This window comes from Phocaeicola intestinalis (assembly GCF_014837065.1).
GTDB lineage: Bacteria > Bacteroidota > Bacteroidia > Bacteroidales > Bacteroidaceae > Phocaeicola > Phocaeicola intestinalis.
In genome coordinates this window covers 60823-84855 of record NZ_JACSPP010000010.1, presented here as the reverse complement: position 1 = coordinate 84855, position 24033 = coordinate 60823, and the positions used below count along the sequence as shown (strand labels likewise).

21 protein-coding genes are annotated in these 24033 nt (G+C 45.7%); 12 read left to right on the top strand and 9 right to left on the bottom strand.

Annotated features, from left to right (window positions below):
* Nucleotides 1–413: 413 nt before the first annotated feature.
* The 3 genes from cydB to H9625_RS05290 are packed head-to-tail and all read right to left on the bottom strand — an operon-like array spanning nucleotide 414 to nucleotide 3345.
* Nucleotides 414–1565 (bottom strand): cytochrome d ubiquinol oxidase subunit II, encoded by a 1152-nt coding sequence (gene cydB, locus H9625_RS05300; RefSeq protein WP_022039604.1) that lies wholly within the window; start codon nucleotides 1563–1565, stop codon nucleotides 414–416.
* A gap of 40 nt (nucleotides 1566–1605) precedes the next feature.
* Nucleotides 1606–3102 carry a cytochrome ubiquinol oxidase subunit I gene (locus H9625_RS05295; RefSeq protein ID WP_191763307.1) on the bottom strand — a complete coding sequence of 499 codons (1497 nt, stop codon included), beginning with the start codon at nucleotides 3100–3102 and terminating at the stop codon, nucleotides 1606–1608.
* 9 nt (nucleotides 3103–3111) lie between these two features.
* Nucleotides 3112–3345: a DUF4492 domain-containing protein gene (locus tag H9625_RS05290; protein WP_022039602.1), complete on the bottom strand. Its 234-nt coding sequence runs from the start codon at nucleotides 3343–3345 to the stop codon at nucleotides 3112–3114.
* Nucleotides 3346–3495: 150 nt separating this feature from the next.
* On the opposite strand from H9625_RS05290, the gene H9625_RS05285 reads away from it, so the two are divergent.
* From H9625_RS05285 to H9625_RS05270, 4 genes are all read left to right on the top strand, one after another.
* Complete coding sequence (locus H9625_RS05285) at nucleotides 3496–4848, top strand: TolC family protein (protein ID WP_191763305.1); 1353 nt, start codon at nucleotides 3496–3498, stop codon at nucleotides 4846–4848.
* 12 nt (nucleotides 4849–4860) lie between these two features.
* The gene (locus H9625_RS05280; protein ID WP_191763303.1) at nucleotides 4861–6084 is read left to right on the top strand and encodes an efflux RND transporter periplasmic adaptor subunit; all 1224 of its coding nucleotides are present in this window, start codon (nucleotides 4861–4863) and stop codon (nucleotides 6082–6084) included.
* Between the two features lie 27 nt (nucleotides 6085–6111).
* Nucleotides 6112–6861 carry an ABC transporter ATP-binding protein gene (locus H9625_RS05275; protein ID WP_022039599.1) on the top strand — a complete coding sequence of 250 codons (750 nt, stop codon included), beginning with the start codon at nucleotides 6112–6114 and terminating at the stop codon, nucleotides 6859–6861.
* 143 nt (nucleotides 6862–7004) lie between these two features.
* Nucleotides 7005–8225, top strand: coding sequence for an ABC transporter permease (locus tag H9625_RS05270; RefSeq protein ID WP_022039598.1), 1221 nt, complete (start codon nucleotides 7005–7007; stop codon nucleotides 8223–8225).
* On the opposite strand, the gene H9625_RS05265 is transcribed toward H9625_RS05270, so the two are convergent.
* The gene (locus H9625_RS05265; RefSeq protein ID WP_191763301.1) at nucleotides 8211–8372 is read right to left on the bottom strand and encodes a hypothetical protein; all 162 of its coding nucleotides are present in this window, start codon (nucleotides 8370–8372) and stop codon (nucleotides 8211–8213) included. The genes H9625_RS05270 and H9625_RS05265 overlap by 15 nt on opposite strands.
* 17 nt (nucleotides 8373–8389) lie before the next feature.
* On the opposite strand from H9625_RS05265, the gene H9625_RS05260 reads away from it, so the two are divergent.
* The 4 genes from H9625_RS05260 to H9625_RS05245 all read left to right on the top strand — a co-directional run bounded on the left by H9625_RS05260 (nucleotide 8390) and on the right by H9625_RS05245 (nucleotide 13075).
* Entirely contained in the window at nucleotides 8390–9448 is a 1059-nt protein-coding gene (locus tag H9625_RS05260; RefSeq protein ID WP_191763299.1) for a sensor histidine kinase, read from the top strand.
* A gap of 20 nt (nucleotides 9449–9468) precedes the next feature.
* Nucleotides 9469–10191, top strand: coding sequence for a LytR/AlgR family response regulator transcription factor (locus H9625_RS05255; RefSeq protein WP_022039596.1), 723 nt, complete (start codon nucleotides 9469–9471; stop codon nucleotides 10189–10191).
* Between the two features lie 510 nt (nucleotides 10192–10701).
* Entirely contained in the window at nucleotides 10702–12204 is a 1503-nt protein-coding gene (locus tag H9625_RS05250; RefSeq protein WP_191763297.1) for a glycoside hydrolase family 10 protein, read from the top strand.
* A 250-nt stretch (nucleotides 12205–12454) separates the two neighbouring features.
* Nucleotides 12455–13075, top strand: a complete 621-nt coding sequence (locus tag H9625_RS05245) for a porin family protein (RefSeq protein WP_022039594.1) — start codon at nucleotides 12455–12457, stop codon at nucleotides 13073–13075.
* Nucleotides 13076–13166: 91 nt separating this feature from the next.
* Here H9625_RS05245 and H9625_RS05240 read toward each other — a convergent pair whose 3' ends face one another.
* From H9625_RS05240 to H9625_RS05225, 4 genes are all read right to left on the bottom strand, one after another.
* Nucleotides 13167–13940, bottom strand: coding sequence for a prephenate dehydrogenase (locus H9625_RS05240; protein WP_022039593.1), 774 nt, complete (start codon nucleotides 13938–13940; stop codon nucleotides 13167–13169).
* A gap of 115 nt (nucleotides 13941–14055) precedes the next feature.
* Nucleotides 14056–15123, bottom strand: coding sequence for a bifunctional 3-deoxy-7-phosphoheptulonate synthase/chorismate mutase type II (locus tag H9625_RS05235; RefSeq protein WP_022039592.1), 1068 nt, complete (start codon nucleotides 15121–15123; stop codon nucleotides 14056–14058).
* A 136-nt stretch (nucleotides 15124–15259) separates the two neighbouring features.
* Nucleotides 15260–16444, bottom strand: coding sequence for a pyridoxal phosphate-dependent aminotransferase (locus H9625_RS05230; RefSeq protein WP_087248948.1), 1185 nt, complete (start codon nucleotides 16442–16444; stop codon nucleotides 15260–15262).
* A complete protein-coding gene (locus tag H9625_RS05225; RefSeq protein ID WP_191763295.1) occupies nucleotides 16419–17261 on the bottom strand; it encodes a prephenate dehydratase in 843 nt (280 codons plus the stop codon). The genes H9625_RS05230 and H9625_RS05225 overlap by 26 nt, the downstream gene beginning before the upstream one ends.
* A 430-nt stretch (nucleotides 17262–17691) precedes the next feature.
* Here H9625_RS05225 and H9625_RS05220 point away from each other — a divergent pair, with 430 nt between their 5' ends.
* The 3 genes from H9625_RS05220 to H9625_RS05210 all read left to right on the top strand — a co-directional run bounded on the left by H9625_RS05220 (nucleotide 17692) and on the right by H9625_RS05210 (nucleotide 21853).
* Entirely contained in the window at nucleotides 17692–18870 is a 1179-nt protein-coding gene (locus H9625_RS05220) for a MalY/PatB family protein (protein ID WP_087208775.1), read from the top strand.
* Nucleotides 18871–18978: 108 nt separating this feature from the next.
* The gene (locus H9625_RS05215; protein ID WP_191763293.1) at nucleotides 18979–19848 is read left to right on the top strand and encodes a hypothetical protein; all 870 of its coding nucleotides are present in this window, start codon (nucleotides 18979–18981) and stop codon (nucleotides 19846–19848) included.
* Nucleotides 19849–19894: 46 nt separating this feature from the next.
* On the top strand, nucleotides 19895–21853 hold the full coding sequence (locus H9625_RS05210; RefSeq protein WP_191763291.1) for a biosynthetic peptidoglycan transglycosylase: 1959 nt from the start codon (nucleotides 19895–19897) through the stop codon (nucleotides 21851–21853).
* A 321-nt stretch (nucleotides 21854–22174) separates the two neighbouring features.
* Here the strand turns inward: H9625_RS05210 and H9625_RS05205 are convergent, their stop codons facing one another.
* Entirely contained in the window at nucleotides 22175–23149 is a 975-nt protein-coding gene (locus H9625_RS05205; RefSeq protein ID WP_087248942.1) for an ROK family protein, read from the bottom strand.
* 160 nt (nucleotides 23150–23309) lie between these two features.
* Between H9625_RS05205 and H9625_RS05200 the strand changes: the two genes are divergently transcribed.
* Nucleotides 23310–24029 carry an ABC transporter ATP-binding protein gene (locus H9625_RS05200; protein ID WP_022039062.1) on the top strand — a complete coding sequence of 240 codons (720 nt, stop codon included), beginning with the start codon at nucleotides 23310–23312 and terminating at the stop codon, nucleotides 24027–24029.
* Nucleotides 24030–24033: the final 4 nt, after the last annotated feature.

Sequence of the window (24033 nt, the reverse complement as noted above, 5' to 3'; positions counted from 1 at the left end):
ATATTCACAGATATACAGGAAAATATTTACACCTGGAAAAAACTTAGTAAGAATAACAATACTCCTTATTATATATAATAACAGAAAACCGAGCATGAAAAGAGCAAAGAAAAAACAAGATTATAAACATTGACGCCGATGCAATATCAAATACAGCACCGGCGTTAATGCAACTATTTGTTCTCTTCAACGAAATTAGATGCATCGTAATATAAAACCAAATGAATGTCCGCAAACAACCAATACATACCCCTGAAAAATGAATATATACTGCATACGCGGTTGAATATATACTGCATCGGCCTACGAATATATACTTCATCGGCAAATGCAGTACTACTGCGTTTCCAACTCAGCCAGATTAACTAATTGCAGATATAAAATTATAGTTGATGCATAATTCATCCCACCTATCAATAAGCATGACCATCCTCCTTCAGTTCATCGGAAGTAATTGGTTTTCGATCTATTGCTCTCCAGGCATATATGATATAAGCCAATACAAACGGGACCAAAATTGAAACATAAGCCATCGTTTTTAGTGTAAACTGGCTGGAACAGCTATTTGCTAAAGTTAATGAACTTTGCAAATCAGCGGTAGAAGGATAATATGCCGTATGGTTATATCCTACGCTCAACAGTAAAGCCAATACAGTCAATACTGTACCGACACCTGCAAACCAAATACCTTTGGTGTAGGTTTGCGACAAAATACTCCTAATCAAACCCAACAACACACTTACCACACCTACCAAGAACAAGCCGAAAAGCACAGGCATTGCCAGCAAATTATGCCAATATTTAAACGGCTCCATCACAATAATTTGAGTTACAGGATCCACCGCAAACCCATCTTTCAACAATGTGCGAATTACAAATGCCAAAAAGAAAATCAGAAAAGGAACAGCATCTGTAATCAACTGACGACGACAACGCGGTATCAGCTTTTCATCACGGATATTGTTGATAAAATACAAATTACCCAACAAACGTGCCAAAAAGAACACCGCCAAGCCCAAAATAATGTTCCAAGGATCACCAAATGCATCCAATCCATGCCATCCATTCGCCCAATGGCTAATAACCGGCATCATATTATCGGTCATGTTTGCTTTATCGACAATAAAATTCGAACCATTGAAGAAAGTAGCCACAGCTGCTCCCAGCAACACCGGTCCCACCACTCCATTAATAACCAAGAAATATTGATAAGCGCGCTTCCCCAACAGATTGCCTAATTTCGATTGGAATTCATACGAAACAGCTTGTAAAACGAAGCTGAACAAAATAATCATCCATAACCAGTATGCTCCCCCGAAACTCGTACTATAAAACAAAGGAAATGAAGCAAAAAACGCTCCCCCAAAAGTCACTAATGTAGTAAAAGTAAACTCCCACTTACGTCCGGTAGAGTTGACCAGCAACGTACGCTCTTCATCAGTACGTCCCAACCGGAACAACAAAGAATTTCCTCCCTGGACGAACAGTAAAAATACCAACAGGGCTCCCAACAACGAAACCAAGAACCACCAATAATTTTGTAAGAATAGATATGTAGAATCCATAATGAATTATTTTTATGAGTTAATCCGTTTAACTATGCATTCATGCCTCTTCGGGACCCTTTTGAATAGCTTTCAGCATGATGCCGATTTCAGCAATCAACAATACCGTAAAAAGTATCAAAAATATAAAGAAAGTAGTCTGGACCGAACCAGTTTCCAATCTGGATATGGCCGCATTTACCGGAAGCAAATCTTGAATTGTCCAAGGCTGGCGACCGACTTCGGCCACAATCCATCCCGCCTGACCGGCAAGATAAGCCAACGGAATGCTTGCCAAAGCAACATAATGCAACCAATTTACTTTCGACAACTTCCGTTTCCACGCAAGAAACAATATCAACGCAAAAAAAGCAATGAAATACATTCCCAGTCCTACCATTACGCGGAAAGCCCAAAACGAAAGCCAGACATTAGGTACCAGATCGTTAGGGTCATCAATATACCCGTAACCGAAATACTTCATATTCTCATCAATGACCTGGCGTGCCGCTTCCATTGCAACTTGGTCACCTTCCTGCTTCGCTTCACGATAATCCGCCAAGGCAGCTATGACCTTTTTCCCGTTCTTCATTTTCTCCACGACCGAAAGCGCTTTTGTACTGTCTGGCAAAGCATATCCTCCCAAAAGTATATTGTTAATACCCGGCACATAACCGTCAAAATCATGCGTAGCCAGATAAGACAACATCAATGGAATCTTGATATCGCCCACCACCGTCAAAGGTTCGCGTGTGCCTCCATCATACAAAGCTTCCATAGCAGCCAGCTTCATCGGTTGGCATTGAGCCACTTGATATGCCGACTTATCTCCAGTCATCGCCGTTACCAACGAAGCAAACAGACCAACTACAGCAGCCACCTTCATACTTGCAATGGCAAACTCTTTTTCCCGTTTGCGCAACAAAAACCAGGCACTGACTCCAATCACAAACACTGCTCCTAACATCCAACTGCTAAGGACGGTATGAAAAAACTTAGTCACTGCTACTGGCGAAAAAGCAACAGCCACGAAATCAACCATCTCATTCCGCACCGTATCCGGGTTGAAAGCCATGCCTACCGGATATTGCATCCATGAGTTTGCCACCAAAATCCACCATGCCGAAAAAGTTGCTCCCAATCCCGTAAGCCAGGTAGAAGCCAAGTGAAATTTCTTACTGACTTTGTTCCATCCGAAAAACATAACAGCCACAAATGTAGCCTCCATAAAAAACGCCACAATACCTTCTATCGCCAATGGAGCCCCGAAGATATCTCCTACAAACCAAGAATAATTACTCCAGTTAGTACCAAACTGGAATTCCAAAATCAATCCGGTAGCCACTCCCACCGCAAAATTAATTCCAAACAGCTTCATCCAGAATTTGGCTGTCCGCTTCCAAAACTCATTCCCTGAAATGACAAACAGGGTTTCCATCAATCCCATTATCACAGCCAATCCCAATGTGAGGGGCACAAACAGCCAATGATACATGGCGGTCAAGGCAAACTGTGCTCTTGACCAGTCAATCATCGAGGTGTCAATACTTGCTAACATACGTCTATCTTATTTAGTTAATGAATTATCCACCGAACGGTTCACCAGTTCCATCCCGACATAATCCTGCTTTTCCTCGGGACTCTTCCCTTTCAAGAACGACGGAAAGAAAAACAACTTCAGAATAAAGAACATAATGAAAAGTTTTATCAGAATCAACACCCACAATGTGCGCCCTATGGTCATCGAACGAAAACCATCCCGATAAAACGTCCAAACTCGAAGAATCTGTCTTTTAATCATAATATAGTTTTATAATGATTACAAAGAAAAACCTTTTATCGGTAAAATGCAAGTCTTTATCCGTAGAATTTATCCGTTAATCTATATCATTTGTTCCTTTTCCCAGTGATTCATACATTTGCATACATCAAAACCAAACAAATAACATTTATGAAACTACGAACGGCTTGCATATATACGATTCTATCAGCTGCCCTTCCTCTTTACGCACAAGAAAACTCGAACGGAAAAGAATGGACACTGCAAGAATGCATAAACTATGCACTTGAAAAAAACATCCAATTGCAACAAAACAAGATTTCGCTACAAGAAAGCGAAATAGACATCAAGGATGCACGCGCCAGCCTATTCCCAAGTCTGTCATTCAGCACAGGACACAACGTGGTAAACCGGCCTTACCAAGAACAAAGCAACACGGTTAGCGGAACAGAAATTATCAGCAGCGACGAAAAGACCACATACAACGGCAATTACAGCCTAAATGCACAATGGACGCTGTGGAATGGAGGACAGAGACTAAATAATCTGAAACAACAGAAAACCAACCGCGACATTGCCCGCCTGACCGTCTCAGAAACCGAAAACACCTTGCAAGAACAGATAACACAACTTTTCATCCAGATTCTTTATGCTGATGAATCTATCCAAATAAACAGAAGCACAGTGGAAGTAAGCAAAGCCACCTACAAACGAGGACAAGAACTGTTTGCCGAAGGAAGCCTTTCGAAAGCCGATCTGGCACAACTGGAAGCTCAAGTAAGCGATGACCAATACCAACTTGTCACTGCAGAAAGTACGTGGAGAAACTATAAACTGCAACTGAAACAATTACTGGAACTGGACGGTAGTGAAGAATTCAACCTGGTCCTCCCCGAACTGAATGACGAAAACATTCTGAAAATGTTGCCCAGTCAAACCGATGTCTACCAAGCAGCCATGGCAATACGTCCTGAAATCCAAAGCAGCAGGCTAAGCATAGAAAACGCCAAACTAGGCATATCGGCCGCCAAGGCAGGTTACTATCCTACCATCAGCCTGTCAGCATCCAGTTCGAGTACGACCAACAGTGCCAGCACAAACAACTGGGCGCAACAAATGAAATACGGCTGGAATAACATGATAGGAATCAGTCTCAGCATTCCTATTTTCGACAATCGCCAAAACAAAAGTAACGTACAGAAAGCACGTTTACAGTACAACACCAGCCAACTAGACTTGATAAACAAACAAAAAGAACTATACAGTACCATTGAGGGGCTGTGGTTGGATGCCTTAAATGCACAACAGCAATATGTTGCTGCCGAAACCAAAGTGAAAAGCAGCCAAACCAGCTTCGACATGGTAAACGAACAATTCAATTTGGGCATGAAAAATACCGTGGAACTACTCACAGAGAAAAACAACCTGCTAAGTGCCAAACAGCAATTGGTACAAGCCAAATACATGGCGATACTTAACCGGACACTTCTGAACTTTTATGCAGGAAACAATATCGAACTATAAAAAACAAGCAATATGAAGAAGAAAAAAACATGGATTATAGCGGCAATCGCCATCGTAGTGATTATTGCAGTATGCTGGACCTTAAGCGGAACGAAAGCCAATAGCCAAGTCGATTTCGTAACCGAAAAAACACGGACAGGCAGTGTCAGCAACTCTATCACGGCTACAGGAACCATTGAGCCAGTCACTGAAGTAGAAGTGGGTACGCAAGTATCCGGCATTATTGACAAAATCTATGTAGACTACAACTCGATAGTCAAGCAAGGAGAAATCATCGCTGAAATGGACAAGGTTACACTTCTAAGTGATTTACAATCAGCACAAGCTACTTATAACGGTGCAAAAGCCGAATACGAATACAAAAAAAAACTGTATGAACGCAACAAGACCTTGCATGAAAAGCAACTGATCAGCGATACCGACTACGAACTATCCACTTACGACTATCAACGTGCCGCAAGCAGCTACGAGCAAGCAGAAGCCGAATTGGCAAAAGCCGAAAGAAACTTATCGTATGCCACCATCACATCACCGATAAACGGAATAGTCACCAGCAAAGATGTAGAAGAAGGACAAACCGTAGCTTCCGGATTCGAGACCCCCACTCTTTTTACCATTGCTGCAGACCTGACCCAAATGCAGGTAGTAGCCGATGTGGATGAAGCAGACATTGCAGGAGTAGCAGACAGCGCACGAGTTACCTTCACCGTCGACGCCTACCCCAACGATGTATTCGAGGGGAAAGTGAAACAAGTACGCCTGGGCAGCGTGAACAGCAGTTCCAGCAGTTCTTCGTCATCTAGCAGCGAATCAACGGTAGTGACCTACGAAGTTGTTATCACAGCCGACAATCCCGACTTGAAACTGAAGCCACGCCTCACCGCCAATGTCACTATTTACACCTTGACACACGACAACGTGCTGACCGTTCCTGCCAAAGCCTTGCGCTTCACTCCGAATAAGGATATTGCAGGAGGACGCGCCATCCAAGACTGTGCCGGCGAACACAAAGTATGGACGCTAGAAAACAACACATTCGTAGCACATCCGGTAAAAACCGGCATCAGCGACGGTGCATACACAGAAGTGGAAGGCATTGACGAAGGCACGGAAGTAGTAACCGAAGCCACCGTAAAAAGTGAAATGCCCGAAATGAACGAAAGCAGTGAAGGCGGCGAACGCAGCCCGTTTATGCCAGGGCCTCCGGGAAGTGACAAGAAAAAAGACAAAAAATAAACGGATGCAACGTAATTCTTTCAAAAAATGAGCAAAACAGTCATTGAATTACAAAATATTAAGCGTAACTTTGTGGTGGGAGATGAAATTGTCCACGCATTGCGCGGTATTTCGTTCAAGATATGTGAAGGAGAGTTTGTTACCATCATGGGGACATCCGGCTCCGGCAAATCAACCTTGCTGAATACCTTGGGATGCCTTGACACACCCACCAGTGGCGAATATTATCTGGACGGAATTTCAGTGCGCACAATGAGTAAATCACAACGTGCCATTCTGCGCAACCGGAAAATCGGGTTTGTATTCCAAAACTACAACCTGCTTCCGAAAACGACTGCAGTCGCTAACGTGGAACTTCCGCTGATGTATAATCCCGCGGTAAGTGCAGCCGAACGAAAAAGAAGAGCCGTGGAAGCATTGATTGCCGTAGGACTGGGAGACCGTCTGGAGCACAAATCGAACCAGATGTCAGGCGGACAAATGCAACGAGTAGCTATAGCACGCGCCTTAGTCAACAATCCGGCAGTCATCCTCGCTGATGAAGCAACCGGTAACCTTGACACTCGGACATCCTTCGAAATCCTGGTGCTGTTTCAGAAACTACACGCGGAAGGACGAACCATCATCTTTGTCACGCATAACCCGGACTTGTCGCAATACAGTAGCCGCAACATCCGCCTGCGCGACGGACACGTAATAGAAGACACCATAAATCAACGCGTCCTATCAGCAGCCGAGGCACTTGCTGCACTACCCAAAAACGATGATGATGCATAAACAAACGATTTTCGCCAATAGTTTCGGGCTACGAAAGCATAAAAGTCCGTGTCCAGGCACATGTCTGGAAGTATAAAAAAATATTTCCGACAAGCTCATAAACGAGTTTAAAACAAAGTAAACACGAGAAAGAATTTATAAAAATGAACGGAACAAACCTATTCAAAATAGCGCTTCGGGCATTGGCAAACAACAAGCTCCGTGCTTTCCTCACCATGCTGGGCATTATCATCGGTGTGGCATCGGTAATTGCCATGCTTGCCATCGGACAAGGTTCGAAACGAAGTATCCAGCAGCAGATTTCGGAAATGGGTTCGAACATGATCATGATTCATCCCGGAGCCGAAATGCGCGGCGGCGTACGTCAAGACCCATCAGCCATGCAGACACTGAAACTGGAAAACTACGAAAAACTGCGTGACGAATGCATCTATCTTGCCGCCATCAGCCCCAATGTATCTTCATCGGGACAACTCATCGCCGGTTCGAACAACTACCCGTCTTCTGTAACAGGATGTAGCAATGATTATTTAGAAATACGTCAACTCACGGTAGAACAAGGCGAAGCATTCAGCGACAACGACATACGGACAGCTGCAAAAGTCTGCATCATAGGGAAGACCATAGTAGACAACCTGTTTCCCGACGGAACGGACCCCATTGGTAAAATCATCCGTTGCAACAAGATTCCACTCCGCGTTATCGGCGTCTTGAAATCAAAAGGATATAACTCGATGGGACAAGACCAGGACGATATCGTACTGTCACCTTACACCACCGTAATGAAACGCTTGCTGGCACAAACCTACTTGAGCGGCATATTTGCTTCTGCACTGACCGAAGACATGACCCAAGAAGCAGTAGACGAAATCACTACTGTCTTGCGCCGCGAACACAAGCTGAAAAGCACCGACGATGACGACTTTACCATCCGTACCCAGCAGGAACTCAGTTCGATGCTGAATACCACTACTGACCTGATGACCACCCTGCTTGCCTGTATTGCCGGTATTTCACTGGTAGTAGGAGGTATCGGAATCATGAATATCATGTATGTGTCGGTAACCGAGCGCACCCGCGAAATCGGGCTGCGCATGTCGGTCGGCGCACGAGGCATAGACATTCTTTCGCAATTTCTCATCGAATCCGTTCTCATCAGCATCACAGGAGGACTGATTGGTGTCATATTGGGATGCGGAGCCAGCTTCGTCATCAAGACGGTAGCCCACTGGCCCGTGTTCATCCAACCGTGGAGCGTACTGCTCTCGTTCGCGGTCTGCACGTTGACAGGTGTATTTTTTGGTTGGTATCCGGCAAAGAAAGCCGCCGACCTTGACCCGATAGAGGCTTTACGCTACGAGTGATTCATTTATTTTGATTTTAGCCCGAGCTTGTGAAAGTTCGTCTAAAATAACTTTGTTCTTCATAACTTTGGTTTCTTTATCCGGCTGCCCAAGGAGTTCATCCCGGCAGCCGGATTTTTCGAAAGCTTGCCCATCATCTTTGTTCATTTAATTACAAAAGCACCATGAAACAAACCACCGACATACCCCGCCGAACCTTGGAGATACTGATACATATTATCTGCTGGGGACTTTTTTTCGCTTTCCCGATTTTCTTCGCCCAACGCACCAACGGCACAATCAACTGGAAAGAATTCATGCACCACAGCATCTTCCCCACCTCGGCATTCTTCATCTTTTACCTCAACTATTTTCTGTTAATACCCTATCTTCTCTTCCGGGAACGTTCCAGACAGTTCCTGTTGACCAACTTTGTCATCATCGCTATCATGACCTTGGGACAACGTTACCTGAATAACTTGATTGCACCACCTCCTCCCGACTTGAACCGCCCGATTCCTCCACAATACATCTTTTATCTTCGCGACATGGCAGGCCTCATCTTCTCAACAGGACTGAGTGTTGCCATCCGCATGAGCATTCGTTGGAGCCAAGCTGAAGCCGAACGGCAAGAAGCGGTAAAAAGCCGCACCGAAGCCGAACTGAAAAACCTCCGCAACCAACTGAATCCTCACTTCCTGCTGAACACCTTAAATAATATCTATGCACTGATTGCCTTCGATACAGACAAGGCTCAACAAGCTGTACAGGAACTGAGCAAACTACTGCGATATGTGCTCTACGACAATCAGCAAATGTTCGTACCGCTAATAAAGGAAATCGACTTCATCCGGAATTACATTGAACTGATGCGCATACGCGTTTCCTCACAGGTAACGATAGAAACCGAATTCCACATCAAGCCGGAAAGCCAGACTCCCATTGCACCGCTCATTTTCATTTCCTTAATAGAAAATGCATTCAAGCACGGCATATCTCCTACCCATCCCAGCTTCATCTCCATCACTATCACAGAAACAGATGAAGAAATATGCTGTACCATACGCAACAGCAATTACCCGAAAACCCGTACAGACAAAAGCGGGTCTGGCATCGGGCTGGAACAGGTAAGCAAACGCCTGGAGCTGATTTATCCCGGACGTTACCAATGGGAACGACACGTGTCACACGATGGCAAAGAATACCTGTCCTCTATCAGCATCCGGCCATTTCACTCTGTATAACTCTAAAAATAGAAACTAACATGAACTTACGTTGCGCTATCATCGACGATGAACCTCTGGCATTAGGACTGCTGGAAAGTTATGTAAAAAAGACCCCTGTACTGACTCTTTGCGGTACATACTCAAGTGCCATCCAGGCAATGAAGTCATTGCCCGAACATCCGGTCGACCTTTTGTTTCTCGACATCCAAATGCCCGATCTGAACGGACTGGAATTTTCACGTATGGTATCCGATACTACCCGCATCATCTTCACCACGGCATTCAATCAATATGCCATCGACGGCTATCGGGTAAATGCACTCGACTACCTACTGAAACCCATCAGCTATGCCGACTTCATGGAAGCTGTCAACAAAGCCATCCACTGGTTCGAACTCCAACAAAAAGCCGAAACTGCTTTCTCTTCCGCACAAGCCGAAAAATACATTTATGTAAAAAGCGATTACAAACTGATACAAATAGAACTAAGCAAGATTTTATACATCGAAGGCTTGAAAGACTACATTAAAATCCATGTAGAAGGAACAGACAAACCCATCCTGTCACTCATCAGCATGAGAGCCATGGAAGAAAAGCTGCCGGCAAGCCAGTTCATACGGGTTCACCGCTCATTTATCGTCCAAAAGCAGAAAATAAAAATAATCGACAAAGGACGCATTGTCTTCGGAAAAGATTACATTCCGATCTCTGATAGTTATAAGCAAGAGCTCCAAAACTATGTTAACGAACATATTGTTTAAACTTGTTCTCGTTTTTAATCTTCTTTAACGTCCTATAAGTGCGTTTTTCTTTTGATAAGTTTGCCGCTTCTAAATATAAGGCTTATATTTGCCGTGTACATAATAACAACAGAAGTTGTGAAACTTCTTATTGAATAGTTTAGTTAAGTCTAGTTTAGTTTTTGTGTTGTGATACTCCAACCATTAGAGAATGGCTGGAGTATCTTTTTTCGTGGGTCTCAGCCACTTGGAGAAAAGGTACTTTAACAGTTTGTTTCCACGGGCGGCAATATTTATTAGTCGTTTTTTAGTCGAAAACTTAGTCCGATAATCCAATCCGCATGGCCGCCTTACTTGTAAGATTATTAATCTTCAAGCCGAAAGATTATTAATCTTCACGCTGTAAGATTAATAATCTTACAAACGATGCAGCTATATTGCGGAGTATTATTTTTCCGAAATCCATCCGTATTTGGGAGAGTTTCTTTATCTTTGTTCCCCGACTAAAAACATTGAAACGAAAAGACAATAATGAAAGCGAAATTTTTCTTGGCGGCTTGCCTCTTCTGCCTGTGCTTCTGGCAGGCGATGACGGCACAGAATGCTTATCCGAAGCGTGAGTTCCGCGGAGCATGGATACAATGTGTAAACGGACAGTTTCAGGGGATGCCTGCACGGACCATGCAGACTGTATTGGTGAACCAACTTGACAAGCTGAAGGAGGCGGGCATCAACGCCATTATCTTTCAGGTACGGGCAGAGTGCGATGCACTTTATCGTTCATCATACGAACCGTGGAGCCGCTTCCTGACCGGTGTACAGGGCCAGGCACCCACTCCGATGTGGGATCCTTTGCAATTCATGATAGACGAGTGCCACAAGCGAGGCATGGAGCTTCATGCGTGGATTAATCCGTACCGGGCACAGACCAAGGGCACGACGGTGCTTTCTCCGCTTCATCCCTATAATAAATATCCCAATCTTTTCGTACGCTATGCGGGTCAGTTGTATTTCGACCCCGGACAACCCGAGTCGCGCAAGTACATTTGCCGCATTGTGCGCGACATTGTCTCGCGTTACGACATAGACGCCATCCACATGGACGATTATTTCTATCCCTATCCGGTGAACGGCATGGACTTTCCGGATAACGTCAGCTTTGCGGCATATGGAAGGGGCTTTACAAACAAGGCAGACTGGAGGCGCGATAATGTGAACGTATTGATAAAAGAGATTCACGAGACCGTACGCCAGTGCAAGCCGTGGGTGAAGTTCGGCATATCGCCTTTCGGTATCTACCGCAACAAGAAATCAGACCCGAACGGAAGCAATACGAACGGGCTTCAGAACTACGATGACCTGTATGCCGATGTACTGTTGTGGGTGAACAACGGCTGGGTGGATTACAACATCCCGCAGGTATATTGGGAAATCGGGCATCCGGCGGCAGACTATGACACCTTGGTGCGCTGGTGGGCGAAGCATTCGGCTGCACGTCCGTTGTATATCGGTCAAGACGTAATGCGTACGGTTTCGAATGCTGATATAAAGAATCCTCGTCTGAACCAGATGCCGGCAAAGTATCAGTTGCAGCGCTCGCTTCCTGCCATCGGAGGAAGTTGCCAGTGGTATGCCGCCGCTGTGGTGGACAATCCGGGTAATTATTGCGACATGCTGGAGAAGGTTTATCACAAGTATCCTGCCCTCCAGCCCCGTTATCCGTTTATGGACGACAAGGCTCCGAAGAAGGTGCGCAAGGTGAAGCCGGTATGGACCGAAGACGGATACATCCTGTTCTGGACGGCTCCGAAAGCCAAGGACGTGATGGATGAGGCGGTGCAATACGTGGTGTACCGCTTCGGGAATAAGGAAGATGTCAACCTGAAAGACCCTTCGCACATCGTAACCATTACGCGCGATTGCTTCTATAAGCTTCCGTATGAGGACGGGAAGACAAAGTACCGCTATGTAGTGACTGCCCTCGACCGCTTGCAGAACGAATCGAAGGCGGTGAAGAAGAAAGTTAAATTATAGTCCTTAATTTGTTCCGGATAGTATCGTTTTATGTTGCGATGGTTATTAAAAAAGGCTTTTAGGCAGACTCTATGTTTGGAAAAGTTTGTATATTCCGTAAAATTTTCTAACTTTGTCTTAGTTTAATTTGCTGGAAGTGGGCTTTCTGTTCTTATCTAGAGGGAGCCATCCCTTCGCTTTCCGGCAAAAGAGATTATAAATGAGTTTCGGTCTGTTAAGGGAAGGGCCATGACTTAAAAAGAAAAGAGCTATGAAAAAGTTAGTGTTAACCGTATTGTTCGGAATGATTGCCTTGGTTGGTTTTTCACAAGTACGTTGGGATGCCCAGTTTGGCGTGAACTTCAGTAACATGACGAAGATGGACGATTCGAAAGCATTGCCTGGCTTTAATTTAGGTATCGGTATGGATTACAGCATCACGGATATGTGGTCGTTTAAGTCGGGGGTGATGTTTTCTTCCAAAGGATGGAAATATAAAGAGGATGGATACAAGGATACGTATCGTCCTGTTTATTTGGAAATACCGCTGATGGGAGCTTGGAAAACAAACATTACAGATAATGTTAAATTTGTTGTAAACGCAGGTCCTTATCTTGCTATCGGGCTTGGTGGAAAGAATAAGGAACATTGGGATAGTGGAGAAGATACTAAACTTTTTTCGGGAGAAGATGGACGTGATGCAATAATGAATCGCTTTGATCTTGGATTGCAATACGGAATTGGTTTTGAATTGGCAGACCGCTATCTGATTAATTTAACGGGACAGAACGGATTTATTTGTCCATTTAATGGTGACGTAATTGATGAAGATGGTGATAAAATTTCTCCAAAGAACATGAGTTTTGCTATTTCGGTAGGCTATATTTTCTGATAATTCAAACAATGTATAAATGTGCAAATGTGCTAATACGGAATTGGCACATTTGCACATTCTTATATTAGCACATTAGCTTATTAGCACATTATTTTATATGTCCTCGAATCTTTTCCAGATAGGCACGCATCCTCCCGGCGTCTTTTTTGCTGATGATGTCCAGCAGCTCGTTCAGTTCGGTGCGGATGCCTTCCACGTGTGCCGGGGTGCGGGGGTTGAACAGGATTTCCTGTAACAGGTAATCGTCTTCGCTCAATACGCCTTTGGCGATAGCCATGTGGCGTTTGAATGTGGTGCCCGGCGCATCCTGGTGCTTCATCACCGCCGCAAAGGCGAAGGTAGACACAAACGGGATGGAAAGCGAGTATGCCATGGTCTCGTCGTGCTCCTCGAACGTATATTCGAAGATGTTCAAGCCCAGGCGTTGATACAGGTCTTTAAAGAATATCTTGCCCAGATGGTCGCCTTCCTTGATGATGATGGCGTTCTCCGAACTGAGCTGGTCTAAGTTGGCGAAAGTCGGTCCGAACATCGGATGGGTAGATACATAACGAAATCCGCATTGCTCGTAGAACGCCTGCAGGTCGGTCTTGACCGAAGCGATATCGCTGATGATGCAATCCTTGGGCAAGAACGGCATTACCTGGTTGAAGGCTTGAAGGGTGTATTTTACGGTTACGGCATTGATGACCAGTTCGGGACGGAAAGCCTCGATTTCTTCTTCTTTTGTAAACCGGTAGCAATTGTACATGAAGCGCAACCGCTTCGGGTCGGTTTCGAATACAGCCACTTCGTGCTCAAAGCTCAATACATCGGTAAAGAAGGAGCCCATTTTACCGGCTCCCAATATCAGAATCTTCATCTTTTTTATTTACGATTTACTATTTACGATTTAGCGATTTATCATTTAGTAATTTGTGTCTCATTCTTGTTGAAACCCTAAATTGTAAATAGTAAATCGCTAAATCGTAAATCTTTTATTTATTAATGATTTCCAGTTGCTGGCGCACGCTTTCTTCGTGGATGGCTTCGAATACGGTCTTTACGAATTCGGGATCCATGCCGCAGAGGCTTCCCTGTGCTCCGCGCTTGTCGAGGATTTCGTTGTAACGTCCGGTCTGCAGGACGGTCATGTTGTGTTCCTTCTTGAACGTACCGATTTCGCGGCATACACGCATGCGTTTTGCCAAAATCTCCATCAGGTTATTGTCGCACTCGTCTATCTGCTGGCGCAATTCGTGCAGGCTTTCGGTGGTCTGGTGTTCCTTGCGGATAACCAGCAGGTTGAGGATGTAGTCGAGTACATCGGGCGTGACTTGCTGCGAAGCGTCGCTCCAGGCGCTGTCCGGATTGCAGTGCGATTCTACGATGAGTCCGTCAAAACCTAAGTCCATGGCCTGCTGGCAGAGCGGGGCAATCAGTTCACGTTTGCCTCCGATGTGGCTCGGGTCGCACAGGATGGGCAGAGCCGGGATGCGGCGGCGCAATTCGATGGGGATATGCCATTGAGGCAAGTTGCGGTAGATTTTCTTGTCGTACGAAGAAAAGCCGCGGTGGATAGCTGCCAGACGTTTCAGCCCTGCGGCGTTGATGCGTTCCAGTGCGCCAATCCATAACTCCAAGTCAGGATTAACAGGGTTCTTTACCAATACCGGGATATCCACGCCTTTCAGGGCATCGGCTATCTCTTGTACGGCAAAGGGGTTTGCCGAGGTGCGTGCGCCAATCCACAGGATATCGATGCCGGCTTTCAGGCATTCGTACACGTGTTTGGCAGTAGCCACTTCGGTAGCTACATACATGCCGGTTTCCTTCTTCACGTTCTTCAGCCAAGCCAGCCCTTCCACGCCGATTCCTTCGAAGCCTCCGGGTTTGGTGCGTGGCTTCCAGATGCCTGCACGGAAGATTTTGACTCCTTTGTTGGCAAGTTGGGTTGCGGTTGACATCACTTGTTCTTCTGTTTCTGCACTGCAGGGGCCTGCAATGACAACGGGACGTTCTTTCGATACGCCTTCCAGTTCGATGGGTTGTAATTCGAGTTCCATATCTTTTGAATTTTTTGAGTTCGTAAGTTTAAGTTTGCTAAAACGCAGATTAACGCAGATTTTTATTGTTACAGAAAATGCAGAACTTTAAATTATTATCTGTGAAAATCTGCGTTAATCTGCGTTTCATATCTGATTACATGATTGCTTGAATCCGTTTGAGCGCTTCCGCCAGCTTCTCGTCTTTGGCGCAGAGCGAGATGCGGATATACCGCTTGCCGTTGCTTCCGAAGATGAATCCGGGGGTGATGAATACACGGGCTTCGTGCAATACCTTTTCGGTCAGGTCTTCCACATCGGCATACGTGTCGGGGATTTTCCCCCACAGGAACATGCCTACCTGCTCGGGGTCGAACGTGCAGCCCAAGGCGTGCATGATTTCCTCAGCCAGCTTCCGGCGGCGGAAATACACGTTATAGTTGGCTTCCTCGTGCCATTCCGCGCTGTTCCGGTATGCTTGCGCTGCGGCAAGCTGCAAGGGGCGGAACGTGCCCGAGTCGATGTTGCTCTTTATCTTCAGTATCCATTGGATGAATGTGGCATTTGTGGCAATCATACCTACACGCCAGCCCGGCATGTTGTGGCTTTTGCTCATCGAGTTGAACTCGATGCAGCACTCTTTCGCCCCTTCAATGTTCAGGATGCTGATGGGCTTGCGGTTCAGAATGAAGCTGTACGGGTTGTCGTTTACTATCACGATGTTGTGCCGGCGTGCGAAGTCTACCAGCTTTTGATACAGTTCCAAGGTGGCATTGGCTCCGGTGGGCATGTTCGGATAATTGGTCCACATAATCTTCACGCGGCTCAGGTCCATCCGTTCCAGTTCGTCGAAGTCAGGTTGCCAGTGATTGTCTTCTCTGAGTGTATAGTTGACGATTTCGCTTCCCAGTATCTTGTTCAGGGATGTATAGGTAGGATAACCCGGATTGGGCACCAATACCTGATCGCCCGGATTCACCAAAGCCAGTGTCACGTGCAGGATGCCTTCCTTCGAGCCGATAAGCGGCTGAATTTCGGTATCCGGATTCAGGTCTACATCGTACCAGCGCTTGTACCAGTCTGCCATGGCACGGCGCAGTTCAGGGATGCCCACGGTAGGCTGATAGCCGTGCGCGTCGGGTTTCTTGGCGTTCTCGCACAACACGTTGATGGTTTCTTCCGAAGGCGGCATGTCAGGGCTTCCGATGCCCAGGCTGATGACGTCTTTTCCTTCGGCATTCATGCGTGCCACTTCTTTCAGCTTGCGGCTGAAATAATATTCGCTTACATTCGCCAGCCGGTCGGCAGGCTGGATGTTATAAAGTTGATTCTCCTTCTGCATATTCTCCTAATATTTTAAGTGCTTTGGTAAGCGGGGTTACGGCATCAATAGCTTGTTTATATCTCAGATAGTCGGTGAACATTACATCGACGTAGAACATGTATTCCCATTCGCGTCCGATGATGGGCAACGACTGTATCTTGGTCAGGTTGATTTTATAGAACGAGAAGATAGACAAAACTTGCGAGAGGCTTCCTTCGTTATGGGGAAGAGAGAAAACGATACTCGACTTGTTCAGCTTCGGGCGTTCGCGTAAATCATCGGCTATCCAGGGGTCGCATACCACGAGAAAGCGGGTGAAGTTGTGTTTATTAGTTTCGATACCTTCTTGCAGGATTTTCATGCCATAGAGTTCGGCAGCATATTTCGAACAAATGGCAGCATGGCCTTTCAGCCCTTTTTCTTTGATGTCTCGTGCACTGGCTGCGGTGTCTTCGGTTTCTACCACCTTCAGTTGCGGATGGTGCTGCAAGAAGTCACGGCATTGTGCCAGTGCTACAGGATGCGAGTTGACTTCGGTCAGTGTACCCCAGTCTTCGCCGGGCAGGCACATAATGCTGTGGCTGATGCGCAATTTGTGTTCGCCTATGATGGTGGCTCCGCTATCACGAAGCAATTCATAGTTATGGAGCAGGCTACCCGCAATGGTATTTTCGATTGCCACCACTCCGAGGACGCTGTCGTCTTGCTTCATTTCGGCAAACACTTCTTCGAATGTGTTGCAACAAATCAGTTCGATGGTTTCATTCTTAAAGTATTTGTGGGCCGCAATGTCGTGATACGAGCCCAAGACTCCTTGTATGGCTACTTTTTTCATTTTCAAAATGCTTTAAATAAAAAAAATCCCGTCTTCGTTTCGGAAGCGGGATTTCGTATCATTTTTTAGTTTGGTTTTCTCTCTTGTTTGTTATCGTTTAACGTATGCATACAAACTCCCGCTTCACTTCATTGCTAAAGTAAAAGTAATAAAAGAAAAAGAAGAAGTATGTAGCAAATGTTTTCATACGTCTGTTTTGTTAGTTTGTTAGCTTTCTGGGTGCAAATGTAATACTTTTCTTTAAAAAACAAACAATTTATGAACTTTTTCTTGAAATAATTTTGGAGATAATCAGAATCGGCTACCTTTGTGAGCTGTTTTCGGGGAAGATTTGACACTGATTGATATCGGTGTCTGACCAATCGGTAAACGAACTTTCCTAACGTTTGATTTCTAGTCTTTATAATGGCTGATACCTAACATATACCGTATGATTTATAATTTTGATGAACAAATAGACCGTCGCGGCACGGATGCCGAGAAGATAGACGGCATGAGAGCAATTTGGGGAAGAAGTGATTTAATTCCGATGTGGGTGGCAGATATGGATTTTGCTACTCCTTCTTTTGTAGTTGATGCCATACGCCGGCGTTGTGAGTGTCCGGTGTTAGGATATACCGCAAAACCGGACAGTTATTATCAGGCTATTATCCGTTGGGTGAAGGCACGCTATGGTATGGAGGTGAAACAAAGCCAGCTTCATTATGTACCAGGTATTGTACCAGGGCTGGGGATGGCACTCAATGCCTTTACCCGTCCGGGCGATAAAGTGTTGATTATGCCTCCTGTCTATCATCCTTTTGCCTGGCTGGTGACCCGTAACCGGCGCGAATTGATTACGTGTCCGCTGGTATTGAAAGACGGGCATTACCGGATGGACTTGGAACTGTTTCGCCGGTTGGCGAAAGACATAAAAGTATTTATCTTATGCAATCCTCATAACCCGGGAGGCGTGGTATGGACACGTAAGGAACTGGAAGCCATAGCGGCTATCTGTGCCGAAAACAATGTACTGGTATTCTCTGATGAGATACATGCCGACCTTACGCTTCCTCCCTACAAGCATGTGCCTTTTGCACTTATTTCGGAAGAAGCCCGTGAACATTCGGTTACGTTTATGGCCCCCAGTAAGGCTTTTAATATGCCGGGCTTGGCGGCTTCGCATGTCATCATATATAATAAGGAATTATTGAACCGTTTTCATACTTACGTGGAGGCAGGCGAACTGGATATGGGACACGTTTTTGCTTTCCTTGCAGTAGAGGCAGCCTATTCGCACGGCACGGAGTGGCTGGAACAATGTATCGCCTATATCCAAGGTAATATCGATTATGTAGACGAATGTCTGAAAACGCATATGCCCAAGATAAAGGCTATGCGTCCGATGGCATCCTACTTAATTTGGCTGGATTGCCGGGAACTTGGTTTACCGCAAAAAGAATTGAATGCTTTTTTTGTAGAAAAGGCTGGGCTGGCATTGAACGATGGAGAAATGTTCGGCAAAGAAGGCATTGGTTTCATGCGGATGAACGTAGGCTGTCCACGTGCTGTAGTAGAACGGGCGATGAAACAACTGGAAGCGGCATATCGCGGGTTACCAATTGCCTGAAATCCCTATCACAAATAGGAAAGTCCCTACCAATGTGTGGGGACTTTCTGTTGCAGGAGGAATTTTATCCTCCTATTTTTGTATCAAGAAATTTAAACCGTTACCCATATGAAGACAAAAAAATGTATATGGAGCCTGCTCCTTGTCATCTGTTGCCTGACATCATCGGCCATGGCTTCCGGATTGGGGGATATCCGCATCAATGCCCGCTTCCTTACCGACCGGATGGCGTTTGAACTGAATTTGACCCAAACACAGTACAACGACCTGTACGAGGTCAATTACGACTTTTTTCATTGCGTCGACCCGTATGTAGCCGCTATGGCACGTTCGGAGTCATATGCGCTTGATGCTTATTATCGTTATCTGGACGAACGGAACGATGACTTGCGCTGGATTTTGTCCAGTGCCGAGTATGTGCGGTTTATGGCATTGGATTATTTTTTCCGTCCGGTTTATGCGATGAACAATATCTGTTATCTGCGTGTTTACAAAATGTACCCCAATCGTACGTTCTTTTATTTCGACCGTCCGGCACACTACTTGACTTATTGTGGGGCACATAGCCGGCACCATTGTGGCGGAAGAAGTTTTTATCAGAAACGTTACCCAAGGGTGTACCATCATGCGATATATCGAGGAGATTTCCGTTGTCGTCCCGATAATAGGAAGCACGATTTTATGGCAAAGCGTCCATCCTCTGGACCCGGTTATCATTTTACCCCTGCGCATCGTCCTCCGCATCCGGCAATGAGTCCGGAGAAGCCCCACAGACCTGCGCATCGTCCGGACATCCGGCCTTCTCATCCGGCTAAACCACATCCCCGGCATCCGAATGTAAAACCATCACGGACGGATAAACCCGGCAAACATCCGATAGCCAAGCCTGTACATCCGAACCGTAAACCACAGACACGTCCGCGTCCGGAACGGAATGTCTCAAAAGAAAGAGGCAACAGACTCTTGCACAGAACCTGAGGATGATGTATTTTTGTGGGTGATTAGTTGACAAGATACCCAGAATATGATGATATTGAAGCGAATCGGTATAGTGATAGTCTTGCTCGCGATATTTTCGGGAGCAGGACTTTTTTTGTTCCGTGGCACTTTGCTGCGTCATGTAGTGAAGGGAAAGATAGAAACTTATTCGAACCGTTATGGACTTCGGATAGCGTATGCTTCGTTAAAGATGCCTTCACTTGCTACGGTCCGGGTAGAAGGGGTAAGTGTGGTTCCTTTGCATCGGGATACGTTGTTGAAACTCCGTTCGGCAGAAGTTGAGCTCGAACTCTTACCTTTGTTGCAGGGAAATTTGTCGGTAAAAAGCATGCATACCGATGGCTTGACGTGCCGGTTTGTCAAATGCGGAGGTAAATCGAATTACGATTTGTTCTTTCAGCGTATACCACAGGAGCCGCGTGGGCAGGAAACAGAAGATGTTGTTCCTATCGGTTATGCCAGGCGGGTAGAACAAGCGTTGGGAGCATTGTTTCGTTTGCTCCCCGAAGATGCTACGCTTCGTCACACTACGTTTATGGGTGAGCGTGATTCACTTCAGACCGTTTTTATGATTCCGGACCTTGTATTGGAAGACCGGAAATTTGTTTCTGAAATCGCAGTATCGGAAGAGAAGATGAATGGGAAATGGCGAGTAGCAGGTACACTTGACTGCAAGACGCGCCTGATAGAAGGGAGTATTGCTTCGGCTGAATCCGGAAAGCGTATCGTGGTGCCTTATATTCTTCCGCATTACCAGACGTTTGTAGCATTCGACTCAGTGGCATTCAGTATGAAACAGGAACCGTTTTCGGCCGGTAATCAAACTCTTACCGGATATACCGAAGTGGGTGGGCTGGAAATACATCACAAGGCTTTGTCGCCCGACACGATTGGATTAGACAAGGGAGAAGTAGAATATATGGTACATGTCGGTGAACGTGCGTTCGAGTTGGATAGTGCTACTACCGTCCGTTTCAACCGCCTTTCGTTTCATCCTTTCGTGCGTGCCGACAAGACCGACAGATGGCACTTCACAGCATCTGTTCATCGTCCTTCTTTCCCGGCACAAGATTTGTTTACTTCTCTTCCTTCTGCCCTGTTCAGTCATTTGCGGGGCTTGGAGGTAGAAGGAGAATTGAGTTATGACCTGAATGCCGATGTGGATTTCAACTGTCTTGACAGTTTGAAATTTTCTTCCAATCTTCGTGGGCACGGATTTCGTATTCATCGTATGGGGACTACCGACTTGTCACGGATGAGTACGGAGTTCGAGTATACGGCTTACGAGCACGACACCCCTGTGCGTACATTTGCCATTGGCCCGTCAAATCCTCATTTCCGTCCGCTTTCGTGCATTTCCCCTTTGCTTCAGATGGCAGTGATGCAATCCGAGGACGGTAGTTTTTATTATCACGATGGCTTTTATCCCGGTGCTATCCAAGAGGCATTGGCATATGATTTACAAAAAGGAGGGTTTGCCCGTGGAGGCAGTTCCATTACGATGCAGCTGGTAAAAAATGTTTTTCTGAATCGCCATAAGAATATTGCACGCAAGCTGGAAGAAGCCTTGATAGTCTGGCTTATCGAGTCGCAGCATCTCACCTCGAAAGAACGTATGTATGAAGTTTATCTGAATATTATCGAATGGGGACCGTTGGTATATGGGGCGGCCGAGGCAAGCCGTTTTTATTTCGAAAAAGAACCGTCTGAGCTGACGGTCAGTGAAGCTATTTTCCTGGCATCCATCATTCCACGGCCGAAACATTTCCGTTCGGTGTTTAATCCTGATGCCACATTGCGTGAAAATCAGTTGGGATATTATCGTGTCATTGCCCGGCGTCTTGCGGTCAAAGGACTGATGACGGAAGAGGAGGCTGAAGCATTTGTGCCTGATGTACAAATCAGAGGGGAGGCCCGTCAGCTGGTGCTTCAGCCAGACACACTGATATCGCCGGTACATGCTACTGCATGGGAGGCTGAATGAATATAGCTGCATCGTACGACGGATATAGCTGACTTGCTTGTAAGATTATTAATCTTCATGCCGAAAGATTATTAATCTTCACGCTGTAAGATTAATAATCTTACAAACAATGCAGTTATATTGCGAAAAGACCAATGTCTTGCTTGTCATGCCGGATGTGTAATCCGGCGTAATTGAAAAAACTGATTTGCAACCCTGCGTGACACTGGAAACAGGCTTTGTTCTACTATAAATTGTAATTGTAAGGATCTAAAATTAAAGCCGGACGATACATCACGTACCATCCGGCTTTGATTGTTTTTTGTCGTTTATACCGACTCGTTAGTTTTCTTTTACTTCCCATCCCAAAGCGCTGGCGCCTAATACGGCTGCATCAGCATCTTTCAGTTGAGAAAGAAGTATTTTTGTTTTGCCTTTGAAGATGTTCAGCACATTGTCTTCCATAGCTTTCTGGATAGGCTTCATGATGTAATCGCCCGATTTGGCCAATCCTCCGAACAGGATGATGGCTTCAGGGCTGGAGAAAGCAATGAAATTAGCCAGCGCACGGCCCAATATGTCGCCCGTGAACTCAAAAATATCTTGAGCCAGCTTGTCGCCTTTTACGGCTGCATCATAAACGTCTTTCGATTGGATTTCTTCGGCCGGGACATTGCGCAGCAGGCTGGGCTCGGAACGTGCTACCAGAAATTCGCGTGCCGTACGTGCCACACCGGTTGCTGAACAATAAGTCTCCAGACATCCTTTACGGCCGCATCCGCAGATACGTCCTTCCTTGTCTACGATGACGTGACCCAGTTCGCCTGCGAATCCATCGTGACCGTATACCAGTTGTCCATTAATGACAATACCGCTTCCTACGCCTGTACCTAAAGTAATCATGATAAAGTCTTTCATACCGCGTGCGGCTCCATAGGTCATTTCACCGATGGCAGCTGCATTGGCATCGTTGGTCAGGGCAGTAGGAATACCCAGACGTTCTTCAAACATGGCAGCCAGGGGGATGATGCCTTTCCATGGCAGGTTAGGCGCAAATTCGATAGTGCCACTATAATAATTGCCGTTGGGCGCACCTACACCCATCCCTTTGATTTTGTCGGAACCTCCGAATTGTTCCAATAACGGACGCATCCGCTCGCATACGGCATCGACGTAATCTTCTACTTTTTCAAATTGGTGTGTCTTGATAGAATCGGAAGCCAGTACGGTTCCGCGTGAATCAACAATACCGAACACGGTGTTTGTTCCACCGATGTCCATACCTACTACGTAGGGTTTTTCCATATTTGTTGCCATGACATTAAATCGTTTAAAGGTTAGTTATGAGAACAAAAGTAAGCAATCGGGCACAACGGAGCAAATTTTTAATGAATTTATTTAAGCTGTTGCGTAACTTTTTATATCTTAGCAACGTCTAAAGGGCATAAAAACGAAAGAAAAACCAAAGTTTTACATTATGATACAACTAAAGGATATCAATAAAACTTACCACAACGGAGCTCCGCTTCATGTGTTGAAAGGCATTGATTTGACTATCGGGAAGGGAGAATTTGTTTCTATTATGGGAGCTTCAGGTTCGGGAAAATCCACCTTATTAAATATATTGGGCATTCTTGACAATTATGATTCGGGTGAATATTACCTGAATGATGTGCTTATCAAAAATCTGAGCGAGACGCGTGCAGCCGAATACCGCAACCGGATGATCGGGTTTATTTTTCAATCGTTCAACTTGATTTCGTTCAAGAATGCCATGGAGAACGTGGCCCTACCGCTTTTCTACCAAGGTGTGAACCGAAAGAAACGGAACGAACTGGCTATGGAATACCTCGACAAGCTGGGACTGAAAGAGTGGGCACACCATATGCCCAACGAACTTTCGGGCGGGCAAAAGCAACGTGTGGCCATTGCGCGTGCTTTGATATCGAAGCCGCAAATTATTTTGGCTGATGAACCTACCGGTGCACTGGACAGCAAGACTTCGGTGGAAGTGATGAATATCTTGAAAGACCTGCATGACCGGGAGGGACTGACCATCGTGGTGGTGACGCACGAGAGTGGCGTGGCCAACCAGACGAACAAGATAATCCATATCAAAGACGGCGTCATCGAACGTATTGAAGACAACATTGACCATAACGCTTCACCTTTCGGACAAAATGGTTTCATGAAATAAGTAA

Excerpts from the sequence above, each read along its gene's own strand:
- H9625_RS05280 (WP_191763303.1), top strand. The coding sequence starts at position 4,861 with ATGAAGAAGAAAAAAACATGGATTATAGCGGCAATCGCCATCGTAGTG.
- H9625_RS05270 (WP_022039598.1), top strand. The coding sequence starts at position 7,005 with ATGAACGGAACAAACCTATTCAAAATAGCGCTTCGGGCATTGGCAAAC.
- H9625_RS05290 (WP_022039602.1), bottom strand. The coding sequence starts at position 3,345 with ATGATTAAAAGACAGATTCTTCGAGTTTGGACGTTTTATCGGGATGGT.
- H9625_RS05225 (WP_191763295.1), bottom strand. The coding sequence starts at position 17,261 with ATGAAAAAAGTAGCCATACAAGGAGTCTTGGGCTCGTATCACGACATT.
- H9625_RS05250 (WP_191763297.1), top strand. The coding sequence starts at position 10,702 with ATGAAAGCGAAATTTTTCTTGGCGGCTTGCCTCTTCTGCCTGTGCTTC.
- H9625_RS05285 (WP_191763305.1), top strand. The coding sequence starts at position 3,496 with ATGAAACTACGAACGGCTTGCATATATACGATTCTATCAGCTGCCCTT.
- H9625_RS05220 (WP_087208775.1), top strand. The coding sequence starts at position 17,692 with ATGATTTATAATTTTGATGAACAAATAGACCGTCGCGGCACGGATGCC.
- H9625_RS05215 (WP_191763293.1), top strand. The coding sequence starts at position 18,979 with ATGAAGACAAAAAAATGTATATGGAGCCTGCTCCTTGTCATCTGTTGC.
- H9625_RS05260 (WP_191763299.1), top strand. The coding sequence starts at position 8,390 with ATGAAACAAACCACCGACATACCCCGCCGAACCTTGGAGATACTGATA.
- H9625_RS05275 (WP_022039599.1), top strand. The coding sequence starts at position 6,112 with ATGAGCAAAACAGTCATTGAATTACAAAATATTAAGCGTAACTTTGTG.
- H9625_RS05255 (WP_022039596.1), top strand. The coding sequence starts at position 9,469 with ATGAACTTACGTTGCGCTATCATCGACGATGAACCTCTGGCATTAGGA.
- H9625_RS05245 (WP_022039594.1), top strand. The coding sequence starts at position 12,455 with ATGAAAAAGTTAGTGTTAACCGTATTGTTCGGAATGATTGCCTTGGTT.
- H9625_RS05265 (WP_191763301.1), bottom strand. The coding sequence starts at position 8,372 with ATGAACAAAGATGATGGGCAAGCTTTCGAAAAATCCGGCTGCCGGGAT.
- H9625_RS05240 (WP_022039593.1), bottom strand. The coding sequence starts at position 13,940 with ATGAAGATTCTGATATTGGGAGCCGGTAAAATGGGCTCCTTCTTTACC.
- H9625_RS05235 (WP_022039592.1), bottom strand. The coding sequence starts at position 15,123 with ATGGAACTCGAATTACAACCCATCGAACTGGAAGGCGTATCGAAAGAA.
- H9625_RS05230 (WP_087248948.1), bottom strand. The coding sequence starts at position 16,444 with ATGCAGAAGGAGAATCAACTTTATAACATCCAGCCTGCCGACCGGCTG.
- H9625_RS05210 (WP_191763291.1), top strand. The coding sequence starts at position 19,895 with ATGATGATATTGAAGCGAATCGGTATAGTGATAGTCTTGCTCGCGATA.
- cydB (WP_022039604.1), bottom strand. The coding sequence starts at position 1,565 with ATGGATTCTACATATCTATTCTTACAAAATTATTGGTGGTTCTTGGTT.
- H9625_RS05205 (WP_087248942.1), bottom strand. The coding sequence starts at position 23,149 with ATGGCAACAAATATGGAAAAACCCTACGTAGTAGGTATGGACATCGGT.
- H9625_RS05295 (WP_191763307.1), bottom strand. The coding sequence starts at position 3,102 with ATGTTAGCAAGTATTGACACCTCGATGATTGACTGGTCAAGAGCACAG.
- H9625_RS05200 (WP_022039062.1), top strand. The coding sequence starts at position 23,310 with ATGATACAACTAAAGGATATCAATAAAACTTACCACAACGGAGCTCCG.